This is a genomic window from Lactobacillus sp., assembly GCF_014803895.1.
The window spans coordinates 36,882-55,579 of record NZ_JAAVAU010000027.1 but is presented as its reverse complement, the minus strand read 5'-3'; the positions used below and the strand labels follow the sequence as shown (position 1 = coordinate 55,579).

Below are 18,698 nucleotides of genomic sequence, written 5' to 3'. Positions count from 1 at the left end.
TTGAAAGAATTTCTTCCAAGAATTATTCAAAGTCTCATTTATAACTTGCAAACTTGAGGAATCACTATTCTTCAAAAATGGAAATTCTAATTTCATCGACGGTAAAAGATAGTTTAACTTATACTTTCCTAGAAATGGCAAATGATGATTATTTTTATACCTTTCATTCATCATCGCTAACATTTGATTCCAAACGAATCTATCATTACCAAACATCTGCATCAATTTATCTTTTTGAACTTGATTGGGATAGAGTCTTAATTTAATTCCAGCTAACATTTTTTCACCTCCCCGTAGCAAAAATTATAGCAAATTCAAAAATATACTAAAATAGAAAATCACTGAAAAAGCTGGTTTCATCTCGGCAATGAATTACCAAGTTTTCACCAGCTCGTAATATTATAAAAAACTATTCTCTTATACATCATAATTAAAGCTGAAAAAATATATAAGGGAAGTGACTTATAATGTATCACACAGTAGAGCTCATGCTACTCTTCGGAAATTTAATTATCGGACTAATCGAGCTTGTGCTTAAGATTATCAACAAAAGTAACCACTAAAAGTCTAAATGTAGTCGGAAATAAACTTTCTATGGTAAAAATTTTGACCATCCCTGTACTTTTTACCCAACCTCCGACTTTAAGTTTATTATTAAAAAGATACTATAATTCCATAATTATATTTAAAAATTCTCAAGAGAACTCTTGAGAATTTTTTAGTTTACAGTCTGTTTTTAAATAAAAAAGCTAGAAAATTGCTGGCATCATTCATGAAAATATAGACCACGTTGCTGATTTTTTCCAACTTTGGATCTTATTTCATACAAATTTTTGTCAATAAATTTAACCCAATTTTGTTGTATACCTACACTTTATTCATATTTAATAGTCGTAATTTTTCTGGATATAATATTTCTTCTTTAGTCCAACCACTTACTCTATTTCCAGTTTTATCATAGCGAACATGCAGAGGTGGCAGATATTTTGAAATTTTTCTATTATGCCAACGTGAAGCTGTCAAATCTGAATTTTTGATTATATCTTGCTTAGTCAATAAATCTTGATATGTAATCTCTGGATTTTTAACAATATCATCAAGAGCGTCAGGCGTAAATTGAAATTGTTTTTTACCAATAGCAAATTTGAAATATTTGCCACCTCCAAAAATATTCAAACGAATAGTACCATAGCCTAAAGGATAATATTTCCAAACCTCTTTATGTTCTATATCATAATAATAATTAGAAAATGGTTCAGGTAATTGTTTCATCTCACGATCTTTTATGATGTTAATACGCTTTAAAATATGGTCTACCGCAGATTTTTTAAAACCATATTCACCAATAAAAGCACCATCCTTTATTTTTTTCTTATCTTCATCATCTTCAAAATCCAACTTAACTAAATCAGATTTTTTAAGTCCTAAATAGCCCTTTTTTTTCGTCCCTTTAATTAAACTATTTGCCAAAACATTGATAGGGTGAGTTGGAACCTTAGTCATCTTACTAACCTGTTGAACAGATAATAAATTTCTAGCGCTTAGAAATTTATCCCTTTGCTCTTCATCCAATTTACGTGCTTTAGTCAACATCTCAACCTGCGTATACTCACTGCGCTTTCCTTTATCTATCAGTTTTTGCGGATCCGTGATATCCTTTTTTATTAAGCTAAGAACTTTACCATAAATTAAGTCATGCTTTCTAGCAAAGTCACGTGCAGAATTATAAGTAGTTCCTTGATAGGTAATTTGATGTGCATACGGAGAAATAGTAAAGAGTTTACCTTTTTCTAACAAGTCTTTAGGGTTTCGATGTCCTTTATGCCATCTATCACTTACTAACTTCGCACTTATGCCATAATCATGAGCTAAGTCAGCAAGCCTATAATAGATCTTACCTTTGTATTCAATTTTTACTTTATCGCTCATTTTTCTACAAACCTTCTGAATAATCTTTAGCCGTCTTTTTTAGCATCCCTATCAACTGACCATAAAGTGCATTATATAGCGTATGAATATTATTTTGGCTGTCTCCTCGTATTTCTCGAGCAGAAGCTAATCTTACCTGTTGTTCAGCAATATCAACGACATCCTCCTTAACTTCATCAAACCAGATGCTCAAATTTTCTCTTTTACCGCTTAAATCCAAATCATTAATCCAGTCTTGAAAGTTAAGATTGAGCCAAAACTCATTAACTACTTTATCTGCAATTTTAGGATTATTGAGTCCCTTTAATTTAGTATCTTCATTTACAAAATGCCAAAGAATACTAGATGCTTTTCTTGCAACAAGTGCAGCAGTATCTATTACTTTTTTCCAATCATCTGAGCAAATTTTATTCAATTCCAACATCACATCACCATATTTTTCTGCATATAGTAATTGTGATGATCCTTTTTCATCGTCCAACAGACTGATTGACACTAAGTTTACAGGCTTTTCCTTTTCTAGTAGGTCTTTTCCATAAAGATAATCTATCCAATAGCCGATTGTTGATTGATGATTGCTTTTATCTACTGACTTATCTATAAATCTATTCATATTTACAAACATAGGTACATAATAATTACTCTGCATCACTCTATCTGGAATAAACGTTGCTTTTTTATCACTGTATCTCCAGATAGTCATCGGCTCTTCATATGCTTCTTGATTATCCATTTTAGGAAGTCCTGCAGAAAACAATTGTGGTTCTCCATAATCAGATAGCTCAATATGAAGCATCCTTGACCATAAAGTATAGCTCTCAGCTTGATTAGACGGCTTTTCAAGCTTTAAACGATAAGCAAGGTAATCTTCCTTATTCCACTCCCAAGACGGTCTTTGAGCTTTGTATTGATGTGTCTCATCAATTAAAGATAAGTTCAACATCAAAGTATCAAATATATTATCAGCTTGAACAAAATAAGGATTCAGCTTATATGTCCATCCAGCTGAAACACTAAAATCACCAGGAACAACTTTAGTCTTATCAATTACACTTGTATAACTTTGATAGGTAAGTACCCATCTCGCAAGCTCAGCAAACTCCAGCTCATCCTTATAAGTTTCTGACTTAGGTGAAAAGATAGATTTACTATTACCACTTTCACCTATTCTTCGATTTAACTGACGTAATGCTACAGTTCCTTTACCGTTTTCCACTTTTTTATTTTTAGGAACATTTGCATCATAAATGTCTTTATTAACTTGAAAAAATGGATTATCTCCAAACAAATCGAAATCATTTTTAATTTTGTTAAGATAGTCAAACAAAACTTTGCTGAATGCTTTATTCTTATAAAGTTGCTTCCAAGTACTAAGTATATCTGCTTCATTATATTTTTCTTCGTGTACTCTACTTAATCTCATTGATGTTTGTTTTATAGTAACCCAATCATAGGACTTACCTTCTACATCAAAACGTGAATATACAGATAATACAATGGCCAAGATTAACCGAAGTATTGCTACATCTTGAATTTTCATATCATTTGCAAGCATTCGATATTCTTTAGCGCTAGTTAACAATTTAGTTAATGATACAGTCTCTTCTTCAAAAGTCTTATTACTTAAAACTTTTATCCAAGGAACAGTAAGTAAGTTGAACGTTGGATGATTCTCCCATTCACTTGCTAAATCACTTATTTGAGTTGCTGCCGCAGCTCTTAATCTGTCGTTATTAGACTTATATAGACGCAAAGTCTGATATTTGATTCTAGTTTTTTCTGCTAAATCTTTCAAACTTAATCCTGGTGCTTGAAGAATTAAATATGCTTTATCTAAATCTCTAATCATTTAGTTTATCCTCGTAAAAAATAAAAGCATCAATCAATTATCTAGTAGATAACCGCTTAATGCTAAATCTGATACTTATTGATTTTCGTATCTATCCTTGATTTCTGAAAGTGATTCCTCAACGGTACCATACAAAGTAACGCCATCATCAATATCAGATGGCCAAAATACCCAAGAACCGCCATCTTGGTCTGCATCCCATTCTAAATGACCTACAGCAGTATCATTTACATAAACAACAGGTTCGTCTTCATGAGTATATTCAGAAGGATTAAATTGAGTTTCTACTTTTACTTGCATAATTTTTATATCTCTTTTCTATGTACTATCTACTAACTCTTTACACTTATATATTAATATATTTGTTGAATATATTCAACAAATTAATTTAAATAAACAAAAAAATAATAGGGTTACCTCAATTACGAAGCATCCCTAAAAGCATTAACAACTACAAATTATACTACTTAATTTTTAGTAAAATAATACGTTCTTTACCAGAAAGCTCGACTAACTTTAAACTTTTAGCTCCAAGTACCCCAAAAGCAAAACTTATGGTACTTACCAAGTCGCTATCTTCACGCATGTACTTTTGGTCTGCTTTAGCTTTTTGAGGAGTAGATGCTCGGATAATCGGCAATATTATTTCTAAGTTACCAAAAAACTCATTTTCAATGGTCAGCCCAACGTAGTACACAAACTGTTTCTTTTCCTTATCATAATCAAAGGCATATCTGAGTGTAGGTATATTTGCTACATTTTGTGAGTAATATAATTTCAAAGTGTCAGCAGCCTTATCCCAGAAAAACTTTTCAGGATCAAAGATTTGAAGCATTTCATTTGTTTTCATAAAAACCTCCTATTTCACCTATAAACTAAATTTTACTAGCTATTTTTAAAAAAGCTGGAAAAGTCAGAATCGATAAAAATATGCACACAAAAATAGGGATGCCCCATTTAAGGAGCATCCCTATTCATTAAAGTATATAATACTTTGGCCACAAATAATTATATCTTAAATATATCATTTAGCTAAATTTGATTAGACAAACAAAAAAGAGGAATACTAGGATTCCTCTTAGATCTACATGATATATATTTAACATCAATATCTTGATGGAAGTTAAAAGAATATAGACAGTTTTCCTGTCCTATATTTAAGCTTACTCGTTTACAGTAGCCGAAGCAATAGTCACTTTTTCAGTTATTGCTTTTTTAATTCTATCTTTTGCTATTTCAAAATAGTTTTGCTGTATCTCCATTCCGATGAAATCTCGATTTAAATTTATTGCTGCTACACCAGTACTACCACTACCCATAGTATTATCCAAAACAACGTCATATTCATTTGTATATGTCTGAATCAAATATTCAAGTAACTCAACTGGTTTTTGCGTAGGGTGTACCTGATGCATATTATCATTTCTAACATGTATTACTTGTTTTGGAAACCTCACACCATCGTTTATAGTTACATGACTCTTTTTCGCATCATAATTAGAGCTGGAATTGTGTGAAGTCGTAACATAGGGCTTTCCCTTAGTCATTACTGGATTATATGTCGGTAAATGTTTATAAAAAATATTAATTTCTTCAATATTTTTAAGTGGCATCCTGTTAGCATTTAAAAAACCTACTGGATTATTCTTTTCCCAATACCAGCGATATCTAAATTCTTTTAAATTACTTGCTGCCAACTTAGTAGAAAATTTTTCTGTACCAAAAAGAGCAATACAACCGTGTTCTTTGATAATGCGGTCATATTGCTCCCATAATTTAGCTAAAGGAATCATCACATCCCAATCATTTCTAATAATTCCATAGGGTAAGTCAGCAAGTATCATATCTACTGACTCATCTGGAATATCTTTCATTGCATTCAAGCAATTATCATTAACTAATCTAATCAATACTTATTAACCTCATATAGTTTTCTACCTATTGCTTCAACAACTTTAGTAGTTACTGCATTACCTGCTTGTTTATATAACTGGCTATCACTGACTCCGGCTTGCTTTGCTTTATAAAATTGTTCATCACTAAATCCTTGCAGTCTCCAACATTCCAACGGCGTTAACTTTCTAATAGCAATCTCTCCTTTGTTAGCAATCATTACACCATTTCTATCTTCAACTGTAATAGTAAAACTAGGATCATCATTATTTTTAAAGCGTCTACCATTTTGACGCTTTTTTATTCTATCTGGAGTTAAGCATGGTTTAACTACTATTTTGGGTTCAAGTCCACCACCTTGCATTGTACCTAAAGTCGGAGATGCGCCAGCAGTACTATAAACTCTTCCTCTTTGGGGATTGCCACCAAAGCTACCGCCTTTCCATAATTGTCCCACTTGTTTGACTGCTACTTTAACTGGATGTTTATAGTCTGTTGCACTCAAAGTTGGGGATGTACCAATAGGATCATAAACAATACTGCTTTGGTGTCTCTTCTCCCCGTAATGACCAACTGTTTCTACTTTTGAGCCTTCAAAAGTTGCTGTATTTTGTCCTTCGATAGGAAAAACTTTTCTGGAACTTGCTGTTCTAAGATGTCCGACAATATATATTCTCTCCCTGTGCTGAGGGACGACTTGGGCAGAGTCGAGAACTGACCATTCAGCATCGTACCCGACTTTGCCCATTTCAAAGAGTACTCTGGTAAAATCCCATCCTCGATTGCTGGAAAGTAAGTTTTTAACATTTTCCATGATGAGATAGGTAGGTAGCGTCTTTTTGTTTTCAATTCTTTCTTTAAGTAATCTGATAACTTCAAAAAACATAGAGCTTCTTTTTCCCTTGACAATTCCAAGTCCCTTTCCAGCAATACTAATATCTTGGCATGGACTTCCAAATGTCCAGATTTTAGCGCTTGGGAGTTCCCCCCCTTGAACTTTTTGAATATCATAAGCTGTAAATTCTCCTCTCGTATCATAAATAGCTTCATAACTTTGTCTTGCAAATTTATCTATTTCTATATATCCAACACAAGTATGTCCGGCATTTTCTAAACCTGTTCTAAAGCCACCGATACCAGCAAACATATCTATAAATTGCATTGTTTACTTCTCCAGCTTCTTGTCCATATAGTTGTTAATGTCATCGGAACTACTTGATTTCGTCAACTTAACAATTGAACTAACTGTATCGTCTTCCAAAAGAAGTTTGTCTAATTCCTCATAACTCAACTCTGGAAAATATTCAGAAGCTACTATATTCAATAATGGTTTTGTCATCATTGCAAAATCCTTGTTAATTTTTTTAAATTTTTGTTGCTTTTCTTTTTCGTCCATTTTTTAACTTCTCTCTATTTCACGAATATCATAATTCGCTACAACCAAGTGCTCTGCACCAAGTTGAAATCTATTTTTGATATTCAAAGAATAATTTTTTCTGTATTCATCTTGAACATAAGGTGCATATAGCTCCTTAGTTAAATCAGTAGCAGCAATGATCATTAATGCTTTAGCAGATAAATTTTTAAAATCTTGTGCTAACTTTCGATGTTCATCTTCTTTAAAGTCACCAATAAACTGCAGGTTTCCATAACTTGAATATGTACAATCATATGGTGGATCTAAAAAAATAAAGTCTTTTGAACTTGCTTGCTCAAAAGACTTTTCATAGGATTCTTTATTAATTTCTGCTGTTTTTAGTAATTCATAATGCTCATCAGTTAATAAGGACGAGTTCAAATGTGCATACCAGCCATATGCAATATTGTACTCTCCCTTTTTGTTGTATCTAATTATTCCTGAATATGCTAAGTGATTGATAACGTAGTAAATAGTAGCAAAATCTAAGGTAGGTTCTGCTTTTCCATTAAACATATCTCTCACTCGATAATACATATCACTATTTCTTCTACTATCACCGCCCTCAATTTGTCTATTTTCTTCATATTCCTTTGATAAGTGAGAAATCTCATCTTTAACCGTAGGATAGTTGTTTACCAGATTAAGGTAGAACTTAATCAAACGATTATTGATGTCTCCTAGCCTCGCTTTTTTAGGCTGCAGTGCAAAGTACGTTGCTCCACCCCCCCCAAAAATGGTTCATAGTATTTTTTAAATCTTGGTATATATTTCAGATAGTACTTCAACTCACGTTGCTTACCACCTGGGTATTTTAAAATAGGTTTCAATTATCTTCCTTTCAAGTTTTACTGTTAAAAAATTTATTATTTACTATCATTCAAAATTCTCTTGATTAAAATACGGGCGTATTTTCTTTTTCCATAAACAGCTAATCTTCCACCTTTTAAAGATTCCTTAGGAGCCACGTGTCTATCCAGACCTAAGATTTTAAATTGTTCAGGATTAAATTTATCCATAAAAGTTATTGGAACCCCCATTACTCCATCATAATTTCTAGGAATGTTTGCTACTCGACCCACTTCGATAGCATTGTAATTATCATAATTCGGATAATCATTAGGATTATAGTCTTGCTTTAATACTAATTTCTTGTATCGCTGCAAATAATTAACATTAGTAAACCACCTGACCCCAGTAACACGTATATATCCGACACCATTAGCATCCCTTCGACTTCCATAAGCAGCTAACGGATAATCACTTGGAACCTTAAATTCTCTATCACTTGAGTGAATACTAGCACCTAACCATAATTGATTTTTCAAAATCAAAGAAAATACTTCTTTATAAGTCAAAGCATTAACATTGCCTAAAATAATAAATTTCTTCTTGTATTTACTTAAAATACTTAAAAATTGCCTAAACAGTGAAAAGGGTGGATTAGTAACCACTACATCTGCTTGCTTTAAGTAATAGATACTTTCATCTGATTTAAAATCACCATCGCCCTGTAAAGTTTGAATACTAGGCTTTAAGCCTTTTTTCTTATCCAAAACATACCCATGTTGATTTGATAAATGACCATAACTAATACATATTAGTCTCTTCAAGCTCAAACGGTTAAAGTTATCTAGAAAATATTTAGTAAAATTACTTTTTAACGAATCGTTACAGTTACAGATCACCACCTTAGCCTTTAATTGGCTTTTATAGTTTTCAATCTCAAGTTCTATATCATGATAAGAGGTATAGAATTCATCCTTTTTGCTACTCTTAGCATTACTCAAGTCTTTGCTGCTTCGCATATTTTTCTCCATATAAAAAAGAGATGCAATTATGCATCCCCTGTAATACTTCTATATTTCTAGATTTCTAGTTTGATTCTAACTTATATATAACATCTAAATAATTGAACTTTCTAACCATCCCAAATTCAAAATTATATTTTATCTAACATTAGCTTTCTTACTTTCCTAATCTTCATCATACTCCATTATATTCTGCTTCAATTTCTCTAATTTTATCGTATAGCTCAGGATCATCACGTCTTAAATAGTAGAGTGGTGGACGTTTTTTATTGATACTGCTTAAATCTAACTGCCGATACTTGTGAAGCTTCTTAGAACCCCATTTTCGAAATTCTGATACAATTTCATGCATAGTTTGCTCTAATACATTCCATGTACTTTTAGTTACATGTCCACTTTCATTCATTAATAAAAAATCCACTTCACTCAATGGCACTTCAATAATAAAGCTCCCTGTTATTAAGTCAAAGATAGCCATAGACTTATCATAATTGATTCCGTCGGTAGCAATTACAAACAGTTCTAAACCGTCAATGTTGAATACTTGACCATTCATATACTTCCAACCTTTATCAGTAATAACAGGAATAACTGCTATATTTTGATATTTATCATCCATATTTTTCCCTCTTATAAATTTAAATTTTGATTTTTAATCCTCTTAATTTTTTCATAAAGTTTAGGATCATCTTTATCTAGATAGAAAATTGGTGGTCTATCGTCTTTCATTCGATTCAATTCCTGTAGTCTTGCTTCTTTTACATCTTTACTATTGCGTGCTTTATACCACATACTGATACCAGTTATTTTCAAGCAAACCCTAGCCCAAGTATTCTCAGTTAAACCACCAGTCTTATTAATTATTGGAATATCCTCAGGAATTAAATTTACTTCATCAATCAAACTCCCAGTTTCTACGTCAAAAATAGCAATATATGCTATCTTCTTACTTAAATCATTAAATGCAACAAGAAATACTTTCAATCCCTCTGCATCAATAACTGACCCATCCTGATACATCCAACCTTGTTGAGTCTGCACAGGAACAACTGCTACCCTTTTATGCATTTCTTTACCTCCACAAGCCAATATTCAAAATTAATAAGTAACACAAAAAGGAATGCAATTCTGCATCCCTTAAAAATATTTATTTAGTTAATGAACTACAATGGGAATTTATTCCGAGTTTTTGCGAACGATAGGTAGTGTTTAGGATCTGTAATTTTCGCAATGGTAAATTTCAAATCATCAAAAACTACTTGAACCCATAAATTAAATAAGCCATCAATAATAATCGCTATCATCCAAATTCTTGCCATTGAAAGCATAAATGCTGAAGTACTTTGCCTAGTAATCAAAATGAATGCCAAAATAGTCAAAACAATGTTAAAAATCCATGCACCTTTAAATGAACGAATGTCTTTACTAGTACTTGAACTAGCAATTACTTGCTCAAGTTTAGCTTTATCCTCAAAAAAATGCTCACCTTTTACTGGCCAATGGCCCCAAAAAGTAATTACTGAAAATCTAGTTGATCTAATAATTGTTAGGATGATTAATGAAAATACTACTGTTACAACCATGCAAGTTAGCCATAGATAAAGCATCATGTTGGTGATTAGTTGCTTTTTACTCAAAACTCCAGCTTTGATTACTTCAGGACTTAGTTCTAAAAATAGCCATATTCCGATAAAAACTCCAATAAACTGCAAAACATAATTAGTGTATCTCACAAATTTATAATGCTTAGTTAGCCTAGCCTGTTTTGTATTCATTACTGGCATGGGTACGTAGATTATCTCTGATTTTTCTTCCACAAATTTTTCCTCATTTTCCTTCAAAAATTCTACTAATGAAAAGTTTTTCAAGATAATGTTGCGCACACTCTTGTTTATCTTGGGTTTTCTCATACTTTTGCATATTTTTCAAACTACACCATTCCTATCCAAAGAATCCACCTCTTACCATTCTTATCAGTAACTTGACTACCTGAAGGTAAAACTTTAAGTTCTTTAACGCTCATACCCAAAAATTCTGCTGTCCATCTATACTTTCAAAGAATTGCGAAGGCATATTAGCTCCAACTTCACCAAGATCATATCTAATAATTTTTCACCATTCAACTTTCTAATTCATAGTATCTAGTGCTCTAAATAACTCTTATTTAGCTATCACATATGGTCGTATACTTAGCCATAAAAACGCATGTCTAAAAATACTACCATTACGTTCTTTATGTATTACTTTCCAACCACTTTTGTTAAGCAATTCTTCAACAGCTTGTTTATCACCAGTTTTGTTAATTTGATTTAAATCACCATCAAGATATATAAATAATCTATCCATCATTCTTTTTCTAACATAATCGCACATATCCCAAAAATCCATATACTTTCCAGCTAGAGATATCTTATGAACATCATCAATATAATCATCAATATAATCATTAATGATTTCGCTAACGTCGTCTGAGTATTCATTGTAAAGCCTGTACAGTGACATACGGCTTGGGCCATTATCTACAATTTCATTTGGTTTCATCACACTCATTTTATTTTTCACCATTCAACTTTCTAATTTCTTGATTCATTGCAATCAACGATTCGTTTACATAAGCAAGTTCATCTTCTGGTCTTGCATGTAAATTCTCAGTATCCATGCCTAAAAAATAAGCTTTTTCATCACCAGTATAAACTAAATGATTCATGAAAGAGATACTGCCAGCTGCACCATCTAATTCAAGATATTTTTCAGCCAAATCCAAAACATCAAGATTTTTAACGTCTTCAAAAATTTTATCACTAGGTAATACTTCGATATATCCGCAATAATATTCTCTCTTTAATAATTTGTGATCATCAAAAGGAATATTTAAAGTCATTTTTTTGATAATGAATCTGCGTTCTTGATATTTAAGGCTTTTAACACCTAAACAGGATGCCTGCCAGCATCCTGTTTTTTATTTATTACTACTTTTTATTACCTTTAGAAGATTGATTATCAAGGCCGTATTTTTCCATGAATAATTCAATACCATCTTCAGTAAGATAGCTATGTAATTCTCTCAATGTTGAAATACTTCGTGCTTGCTGAAAGACTGCTCCTCTATCTACACCATTATATTTGTCACTGTTAGCAACTAACATGACAAGCTTATCTATCATCTTTTCCTTTATCTCATCTTCATTTTGACGATACTCAACCTGACTCAACATAAAGTTATCGTTATAATTTTGATTGATATATTCTTGAACATTATTATCAAGTGTATCTTCATCAGTATCTGGATAATATTTAAGAAACTCTTCTGTTGCTACACCACTTAATGCATCAACAATTTGAGATGGAACAGTAGGATTAATATATTCCTTACTTAATCCATTTTGTTGAAGATATTCTTCTTGCGCTCGATTTGCTTTGATTTCTAAATTCTTAGTAATCAAAACTTTTGCATTTCTTTTTATCTCAGCCTTTTTTTCTTCTGACATGATTTTTTCCATACTTTCTTACAAAAATCAAAAACTCCCTAACGCCAAAATATCGACATTAGAGAGCTTTTTCTAATATTGTGTTTACACTATAAGTTAATCAAGCTTACACCATCTAGGGAAGCCCTAGATACGTAATTCTTTCGTTAACAAATATTTTTTCATCTTAATTAGTCTTCTTTCTTCTTTTTACCAGCACCTAATCCGAAGACACCAGCAATTCCAGCAACCGCTGCACCGATAATTCCTAATTTACTTTCGTCTTTAGTACCGGTTTGTGGTAATTCATTTTCTTTAGGCTCAGTTGGTTGTGCTTGTTTTTCAACTTTAGGAAGAATGATTTCAACTTTCTTCTTAGTAGGTTCAGTTTCTACCTTTTCCTCAACTGGTTCAGTATTAGTAGCAATTTTTTCTACCGTAGGCTCAGTAACTGGTTCTTCTACAGGCATAGTTGGTTGTTCAACTGGAGTAGTTGAAGCTTCACTAGGTTGAATTGGCTCACTTGGAACCATAGGTTCAGGATCCTTCACATAAGTTACAGTAAAGGCTAAGTTTCCACTATTACTATCAACGGTTTGTGCATCAATAGAAGCCTTATCTGGACTGTAACCATCAATTGTAGGTGATTCTACAGCAGCAAATGTTCCGTTAACTGGAGTATAGTTGTTGTTCCAAACAGTTTCACCAGTCACCAAATCCTGAGTACCTTCATCAGTAAAAGTAATTGGAGTTGCTTGATAATCATCAAGGGCTTTAGATCCATCTTGATATACATAGTGAATAACTTCATTTGCAGTCGTTGAACGACTAACTGTTCTAGTTCCATGAGCTAAATGAACAGTAAAGTTGTTGGCACCATCACCATAGGTTTGATTCTTGAAATCATTTGAAACTAAGACGTAGCCCTTACCTTCATAATCTTTGATAACAGTATCAACATCTGGGGTAAACACGATAGTATCGGCATATTTACCATTGGTAGTAACTGATTGTAGATTTTGTCCCGTAGTGTCATCAACATAAGTTAACTGAGCACTTTCTGGATTTGCTACATAGTTGATAGTTGCCGTTTCAGTAGTATTCTTTGGAAGCAATTTACCATTTTCATTAGTAAATTGTTCTGCCTTAGCAGTAGGAACACCATCAACTAAAGTAATAAAGTCTTCAGGCTTAGCTGCATCAATTTGTGCAGTGTATCCAGTGACCTTATCACCCTTATCTTCTGTAACTTGAGCAACTGACCAGTCACCGAAAGTATATGCCTTAGTTACTTGGTCTTGCTTACCAGTACGAGTGATCACGTAATGTTGCTTGATTTCTTTTGGCTTACTACCAGGAATATTCTCAGTAATTACACGATCAAATGTAGCATTCAAAATACGATTATCAGTTACATCTGAGATACGGTGCTTTAAGTGAACATTGTAAACTTGGTCTACTTTATCATGAGCATCAAATTGGACTGATTTACCGTTAGTATCATCGCTCACCAAATCATAGCCCTTAGCAATGTAATCCTTGATTGTATCAGCCGTAGTATAACCGGAATCACTATTTGATTTACCTTCTAATCCCTTAGAAGCAAGAGTCTTATTATCAGTATCATCAATGTAATTTACAGTAGCTTTTTGAGTATTAGCAGTGTAGCCTAGTTCAATATTTTCCTTTACATTCTTTGGAGTAGTTGAATTGTTATCTGGATTAGTAAATACTTCTGCTTTAACTACTGGGGCACCATCTTTATTGATACTTGCAATATTTTTAGGAGATTGTGAAGTAATAGTAGTCGTATAACCATCTAATACGTCACCGACATCTTCATTAACTGGTGCAGTTGACCACTTGCTAAAAGTATATTCTTTGGTTACTTGATCTTGAGCACCAACACGGTGAATATCATAGAATTGTCTGATTTCTTTAGTCTTACCATCTGGTAGATTTTCAATAACTGTACGCTTAAATGTTGCAGTCAACATCTTTTGATCAGTTACTGGTGAAATATGATGCTTTAAATGAACATTGTAAACTTGATCTACTTTGTCATGAGCATCGTATTTAATTGATTTACCAGCAGTATCATCACTTACAAGGTCATAGCCTTTTTCTAAATAGTTTTTGATAGTTGGTTCTGTTGTATAACCGGAATCGCTATTTGATTTACCCACTAAATTCTTAGTTTCTAATGTCTTATTAGTAGTATCGTCAATGTAATTTACGATCACTTTTTGATTATTAGCAGTATAGCCAAGATCGACACTTTCAACTACGTTTTTAGCAGTTAAAGTACCATCGTTAGGATTAGTAAATGTTTCAGCTTTCACAATAGGTACACCATCTTTATTGATAGAAGTGATGTTACCTGGGGTTGCTGAATTAATTTTTGCAGTGTAACCATCTAATACACTTCCTTTGTCTTCATGTACTTGAGCAGTTGACCAATTAGTGAAAGTGTACTTCTTAGTTACTAAATCTTGAGTACCAGTACGGTTAATCACGTAATGTTGCTTAGTAGCACTTGATTTACCATCTGGAGTATGAGTTGTAACTGTACGATCAAAAGTAGCTGTCAACATTGTAGGATCTGTGACAGTTGCAATGTGGTGTTTGAAGTGAACTTCAAATACTTGGTCTTTATTATCATCGTTATCTAAGACAAAACCACCCTTAGGATAATTATTACTTACCACGTCATAATACTTGTCCGTGTAAACCTTAATATCATTTGTTGGATCATAGTTTTGCTTTTGGTCAGTAACACCTGATAAGTCTTTAGTGAATAATTTTTCACCATTGTTGGTATCATCATAGAAAATAATCGAAGCTACTTGCTTATCTGGAGTGTAGTTAACTTGAACTACATCTTTAACAGAATCAGCATTTGCTGGGGTAACAGCTTTAACAGCAATATTGCTATGGTCAGCGGTATAACCTTTAATAGTTGGAATTGTTACCGCAGCTAAGTTAGCCGTATCTCCTGGAGTCCATTTATCCCAAGCAATTTGCTTAGTTACTTCATCACGCTTACCTGTACGATTAAATGTTACGGTAGAAACATTATCATTTGCAGCTTTTTGTCCAGCCTTAACCCCACCTTTATAAGTGTAAGTTACTGTACGAGTTGCAGTGTGACTTTCATTTACTGGAGTAAGAACGTGACTTAAATCAATATAGTAAGTTTGATCACCCTCATCTGCTTTATCAAAGACGACTTTACCACCTGCAGTAGCAATATCATTTTTATCAAGCTTGTAACCATCTTTAATGTAAGCATTAATAGTTTCAGTTGGGTCATAAACACTCGTTGTACCAGATTTACCTTCTAAATCTCGAGCATCAAGTTGTTTACCAGTTGTCTTATCAGTAAAGATAACATGTGCTACTTGAGAATTTGCTCTGTATGCTACTTTAAAGTTTTCGGTAATGTTAGGAATCTTATCAGTGTTGTCATTATCACCTGTAAATTCTTCTTTAGTAATAGTCAAAGCACCTTTACCATTGGTATTAGCTAAACTTTTATCACCTTCTACAAGGTATGCGGTGTAACCATCGATGTATGGAATTTCTACCGCATCTACATTTGTAGTTGACCAAGGATTCCATTCAATAGTACCGGTAATATCATCTTGCATACCAGTACGTTTAATCTTGTAAGTTTTATTTGAAACTTGCTTAGTTGATCCATCTGGATTAGTAACCGTAACTGTACGCACTAACTGACCATTATTTTGAGAAACTTCTTTTTTAGCATGAACTAAATGAATAGTAATTTTATTATCAGTTGGCTTAACTGTACCAGTAACAATTGCTGGTTGATCACTTGCTAGTTGATAACCAGTAGGAATCTTATTAGCCACATAAGTATAATCAGTAGCAGTTTTAGCAATAAATGAGTCAGTACCTACTTCTTTTTGATTTGCTAAATCATCTACATAGCTAATAGGAATAGTTTGATTAGAAGCAACTACATATACATCAATATGATCTGTAGCTGTACCAGTAAAAATGTGATCTTCATTATCTGCTTGATCTGGTGCAAATTCGTAACCAGTAGGAACAGTAAACTTCACATTTGAAGTCTTGCCTTTTACTCCTTTAGTTATATCATTAGAAATATTCTGTTTCGTATCTTTATCAATATAATAGATTGGAGCATTAGCATAATAATTAACATTTACTTTTGTACCATCAGGTGTATAAGTAGCTTGATTAATTATTTTAACGTCACTTTCAGGTGTAATATCAGTACTGGTTACAATAAAAGGCTTATTATAACTTTTAGCATTATTATCAAGTTCAGAGTTTTTAATTTCTAACATTGCATAGTATTGTTTTCCCTCACTAAACTGCTTATTAATATCATCTTGCATTTCTTGACGGCTATTATAACCAAGTTTAGCTGGATCAATCACAGAACCTTCATAACTATTTATGAAAGCCCTCTTATTAGTTTCATCATAATTCGGACTAGACAACACAGTTTTAGAATTAAGTGACCACGCAATTAAATATGAATGATCAGTATTTTGATAAGAAATTAAAATCTCATCTGGTTGCAGCATATTATAAAGAGTATTAGCGTCTAAATCATCATCTACCTTTTTTTGATTAATACTTGGATTACCACTCATTGATGATATTTGCTCAGAAGTTTGATATAATTTTCCGTCTTTTCCTTTAAATACTTGCTTCTGAAAATCATATGCATGTCCACCATTTGCTGCATCTAAATCATGTCCATTAAATCCAGGCGCAATTTCCTTACCATCTTCATCAACTACACTACTTGTTATCTTAGCAACTTTTTTTACTGTACTATCTTGAATATTGTCAAGATTAGTCGTAACTGTATTGTTTAGCCATATACGATTATCAGTTGATGTAATATTACCTGTTAACGTATGATTATCAGAAGCAGTAAATACCTTCAAAGTATCTTCATCGGCACTATGATTAATATGATCCGTATAAACTTCATTATCAGGTGTAATTAAATAAGCATCATGAGTGTAACCCACTGGCATATCTGTAAACCCTTCATATGAATCAATACTTCTTTGTAAAATCACACCACCCGAGATATCATAATCAAAAGTAACCTCATCAGCAAATTGCGCTAATTGCTCAGGCGTTGCCGTAACATTTAACGTTATTTCATATCTATTATCATGCTTAGTGCTATCATAACCACCAATATTCCAGTCAGACCCACCACAAGCTGAAATGCTAATATCACCAGCTTTGAGACTGGTACCGTCATCTAACGCAACAGTTAATGGGTGAGTATGGAAATAGCCAGCTGAGGTAAGACTTTCACGATATTGATCAGTTTCAATTACTGGAATTGAAGCAAGTAGGATTTTTTTACCACTATTATCCTTTAAGACATCTGCATCAATTGTGCCACTACCAGTAACATCATAATATGGTTCATCTTGCTTTAATGTACGATTAACATCTTTAGGCATTGAAAGTGAAATTTTGCTGGAACTCGCTGTAGCCATAGTATTCGTACTGATTGTCCACCCTGCACCTGTTTTAATATAACCATATTGAGCTGGATCAATTTCAGTTCCATCAGACGTAGTAGCAACATTTTTAGTTACTTTACTTTCTACAAGTTCATTTTGAGATAAATTATCATTTGTTAAACTGTTACTTTTCAATTTTTTAATATCTACTGTATCTAAAGTATTAATAGTTTGTTCAGCAGAATTATTAACTTTTTTCTCTTCTTTTTTATTCAACTGATTAGAAACTGAAGTTGTAGTTTCCTTAGTTAAATCATCAACATTTGCCCCTTTGGCATCCGAAGACGGCATCAATGTTTGTAATTGCTTTTCAGCCTGATTATTTTGAATATCTTCTTTGAGTGCTACCTGAACTTGAGAATTAGCTGAAGATGACGCAGCATTTTTACTTTCTACGCTATCTTTTGTCACTTGAGAATTTGAAGTTTGTTCTTGAGTAGGAAGTTCTTGCGTATCTTGTTCAACTTGAGCAGTCGTATCTGATTGAGTCTGAGAAACTTCTGCAGTATTAGCTTCAGTTGTAGTCTTTGCTGAATTTTCGTTTTTAACTTCATTCTCAGTTTGAGCTTCACTTTGAGTTTTAATTTCTAAAGTTGAATTCTTATTAGAATCTGCATTTTGAGTAGCAGCATTTTCAGTCTGCTCTATTTGATTAGTATCTACAGTAGCTGCATCTGCCTGATTAGCAGTAGTAGCTCCAGCAAAACCCATTCCGATTAGTACGGAAGCTGCCCCAACAGACAACTTTCTGATTGAATAACGTTGTATTCTATCTCTTTCCAT

General features: G+C 32.8%; 18 protein-coding genes and 1 pseudogene. 1 reads left to right on the top strand and 18 read right to left on the bottom strand.

Features of this window, described 5'->3' with window-relative positions; genetic code table 11:
* Positions 1 to 279: transposase (locus HDR40_RS08235; RefSeq protein ID WP_290628181.1), on the bottom strand; the 279-nt coding region annotated here is incomplete at its 3' end.
* A 188-nt stretch (positions 280 to 467) separates the two neighbouring features.
* Between HDR40_RS08235 and HDR40_RS09945 the strand changes: the two genes are divergently transcribed.
* Positions 468 to 563, top strand: a complete 96-nt coding sequence (locus HDR40_RS09945; protein WP_365936794.1) for a putative holin-like toxin — start codon at positions 468 to 470, stop codon at positions 561 to 563.
* A gap of 209 nt (positions 564 to 772) precedes the next feature.
* Here HDR40_RS09945 and HDR40_RS08230 read toward each other — a convergent pair.
* The 17 genes and pseudogenes from HDR40_RS08230 to HDR40_RS08150 all read right to left on the bottom strand — a co-directional run.
* Positions 773 to 853: pseudogene (locus HDR40_RS08230) on the bottom strand (type II toxin-antitoxin system RelE/ParE family toxin); the annotation flags it as partial.
* A 14-nt stretch (positions 854 to 867) separates the two neighbouring features.
* On the bottom strand, positions 868 to 1,929 hold the full coding sequence (locus tag HDR40_RS08225) for a hypothetical protein (RefSeq protein ID WP_290628179.1): 1,062 nt from the start codon (positions 1,927 to 1,929) through the stop codon (positions 868 to 870).
* Between the two features lie 4 nt (positions 1,930 to 1,933).
* The gene (locus HDR40_RS08220; protein WP_290628177.1) at positions 1,934 to 3,778 is read right to left on the bottom strand and encodes a type I-E CRISPR-associated protein Cse1/CasA; all 1,845 of its coding nucleotides are present in this window, start codon (positions 3,776 to 3,778) and stop codon (positions 1,934 to 1,936) included.
* 75 nt (positions 3,779 to 3,853) lie between these two features.
* Entirely contained in the window at positions 3,854 to 4,078 is a 225-nt protein-coding gene (locus tag HDR40_RS08215; protein ID WP_290628175.1) for a hypothetical protein, read from the bottom strand.
* A gap of 163 nt (positions 4,079 to 4,241) precedes the next feature.
* Entirely contained in the window at positions 4,242 to 4,628 is a 387-nt protein-coding gene (locus HDR40_RS08210; protein WP_290628173.1) for a hypothetical protein, read from the bottom strand.
* Between the two features lie 313 nt (positions 4,629 to 4,941).
* Positions 4,942 to 5,688, bottom strand: a complete 747-nt coding sequence (locus tag HDR40_RS08205) for a site-specific DNA-methyltransferase (protein ID WP_290628171.1) — start codon at positions 5,686 to 5,688, stop codon at positions 4,942 to 4,944.
* Positions 5,685 to 6,833, bottom strand: a complete 1,149-nt coding sequence (gene dcm / locus HDR40_RS08200; RefSeq protein ID WP_290628169.1) for a DNA (cytosine-5-)-methyltransferase — start codon at positions 6,831 to 6,833, stop codon at positions 5,685 to 5,687. Before dcm ends, HDR40_RS08205 begins: the two co-directional genes overlap by 4 nt.
* Positions 6,834 to 6,836: 3 nt before the next feature.
* A complete protein-coding gene (locus HDR40_RS08195) occupies positions 6,837 to 7,067 on the bottom strand; it encodes a hypothetical protein (RefSeq protein WP_290628167.1) in 231 nt (76 codons plus the stop codon).
* Between the two features lie 3 nt (positions 7,068 to 7,070).
* Entirely contained in the window at positions 7,071 to 7,763 is a 693-nt protein-coding gene (locus HDR40_RS08190; RefSeq protein ID WP_290628185.1) for a DNA adenine methylase, read from the bottom strand.
* A gap of 191 nt (positions 7,764 to 7,954) precedes the next feature.
* A complete protein-coding gene (locus tag HDR40_RS08185; protein WP_290628165.1) occupies positions 7,955 to 8,896 on the bottom strand; it encodes an adenine-specific methyltransferase EcoRI family protein in 942 nt (313 codons plus the stop codon).
* Between the two features lie 178 nt (positions 8,897 to 9,074).
* Positions 9,075 to 9,518 carry a hypothetical protein gene (locus tag HDR40_RS08180; RefSeq protein ID WP_290628163.1) on the bottom strand — a complete coding sequence of 148 codons (444 nt, stop codon included), beginning with the start codon at positions 9,516 to 9,518 and terminating at the stop codon, positions 9,075 to 9,077.
* A gap of 11 nt (positions 9,519 to 9,529) precedes the next feature.
* Entirely contained in the window at positions 9,530 to 9,967 is a 438-nt protein-coding gene (locus tag HDR40_RS08175; RefSeq protein ID WP_290628161.1) for a hypothetical protein, read from the bottom strand.
* Between the two features lie 95 nt (positions 9,968 to 10,062).
* Positions 10,063 to 10,716 (bottom strand): hypothetical protein, encoded by a 654-nt coding sequence (locus HDR40_RS08170; RefSeq protein WP_290628159.1) that lies wholly within the window; start codon positions 10,714 to 10,716, stop codon positions 10,063 to 10,065.
* A 343-nt stretch (positions 10,717 to 11,059) separates the two neighbouring features.
* Complete coding sequence (locus HDR40_RS08165; protein WP_290628158.1) at positions 11,060 to 11,464, bottom strand: hypothetical protein; 405 nt, start codon at positions 11,462 to 11,464, stop codon at positions 11,060 to 11,062.
* Positions 11,451 to 11,780 carry a hypothetical protein gene (locus HDR40_RS08160; protein ID WP_290628156.1) on the bottom strand — a complete coding sequence of 110 codons (330 nt, stop codon included), beginning with the start codon at positions 11,778 to 11,780 and terminating at the stop codon, positions 11,451 to 11,453. The genes HDR40_RS08165 and HDR40_RS08160 overlap by 14 nt, the downstream gene beginning before the upstream one ends.
* An 88-nt stretch (positions 11,781 to 11,868) precedes the next feature.
* Complete coding sequence (locus HDR40_RS08155) at positions 11,869 to 12,387, bottom strand: hypothetical protein (protein ID WP_290628154.1); 519 nt, start codon at positions 12,385 to 12,387, stop codon at positions 11,869 to 11,871.
* A 170-nt stretch (positions 12,388 to 12,557) separates the two neighbouring features.
* The gene (locus tag HDR40_RS08150; RefSeq protein ID WP_290628152.1) at positions 12,558 to 18,698 is read right to left on the bottom strand and encodes a YSIRK-type signal peptide-containing protein; all 6,141 of its coding nucleotides are present in this window, start codon (positions 18,696 to 18,698) and stop codon (positions 12,558 to 12,560) included.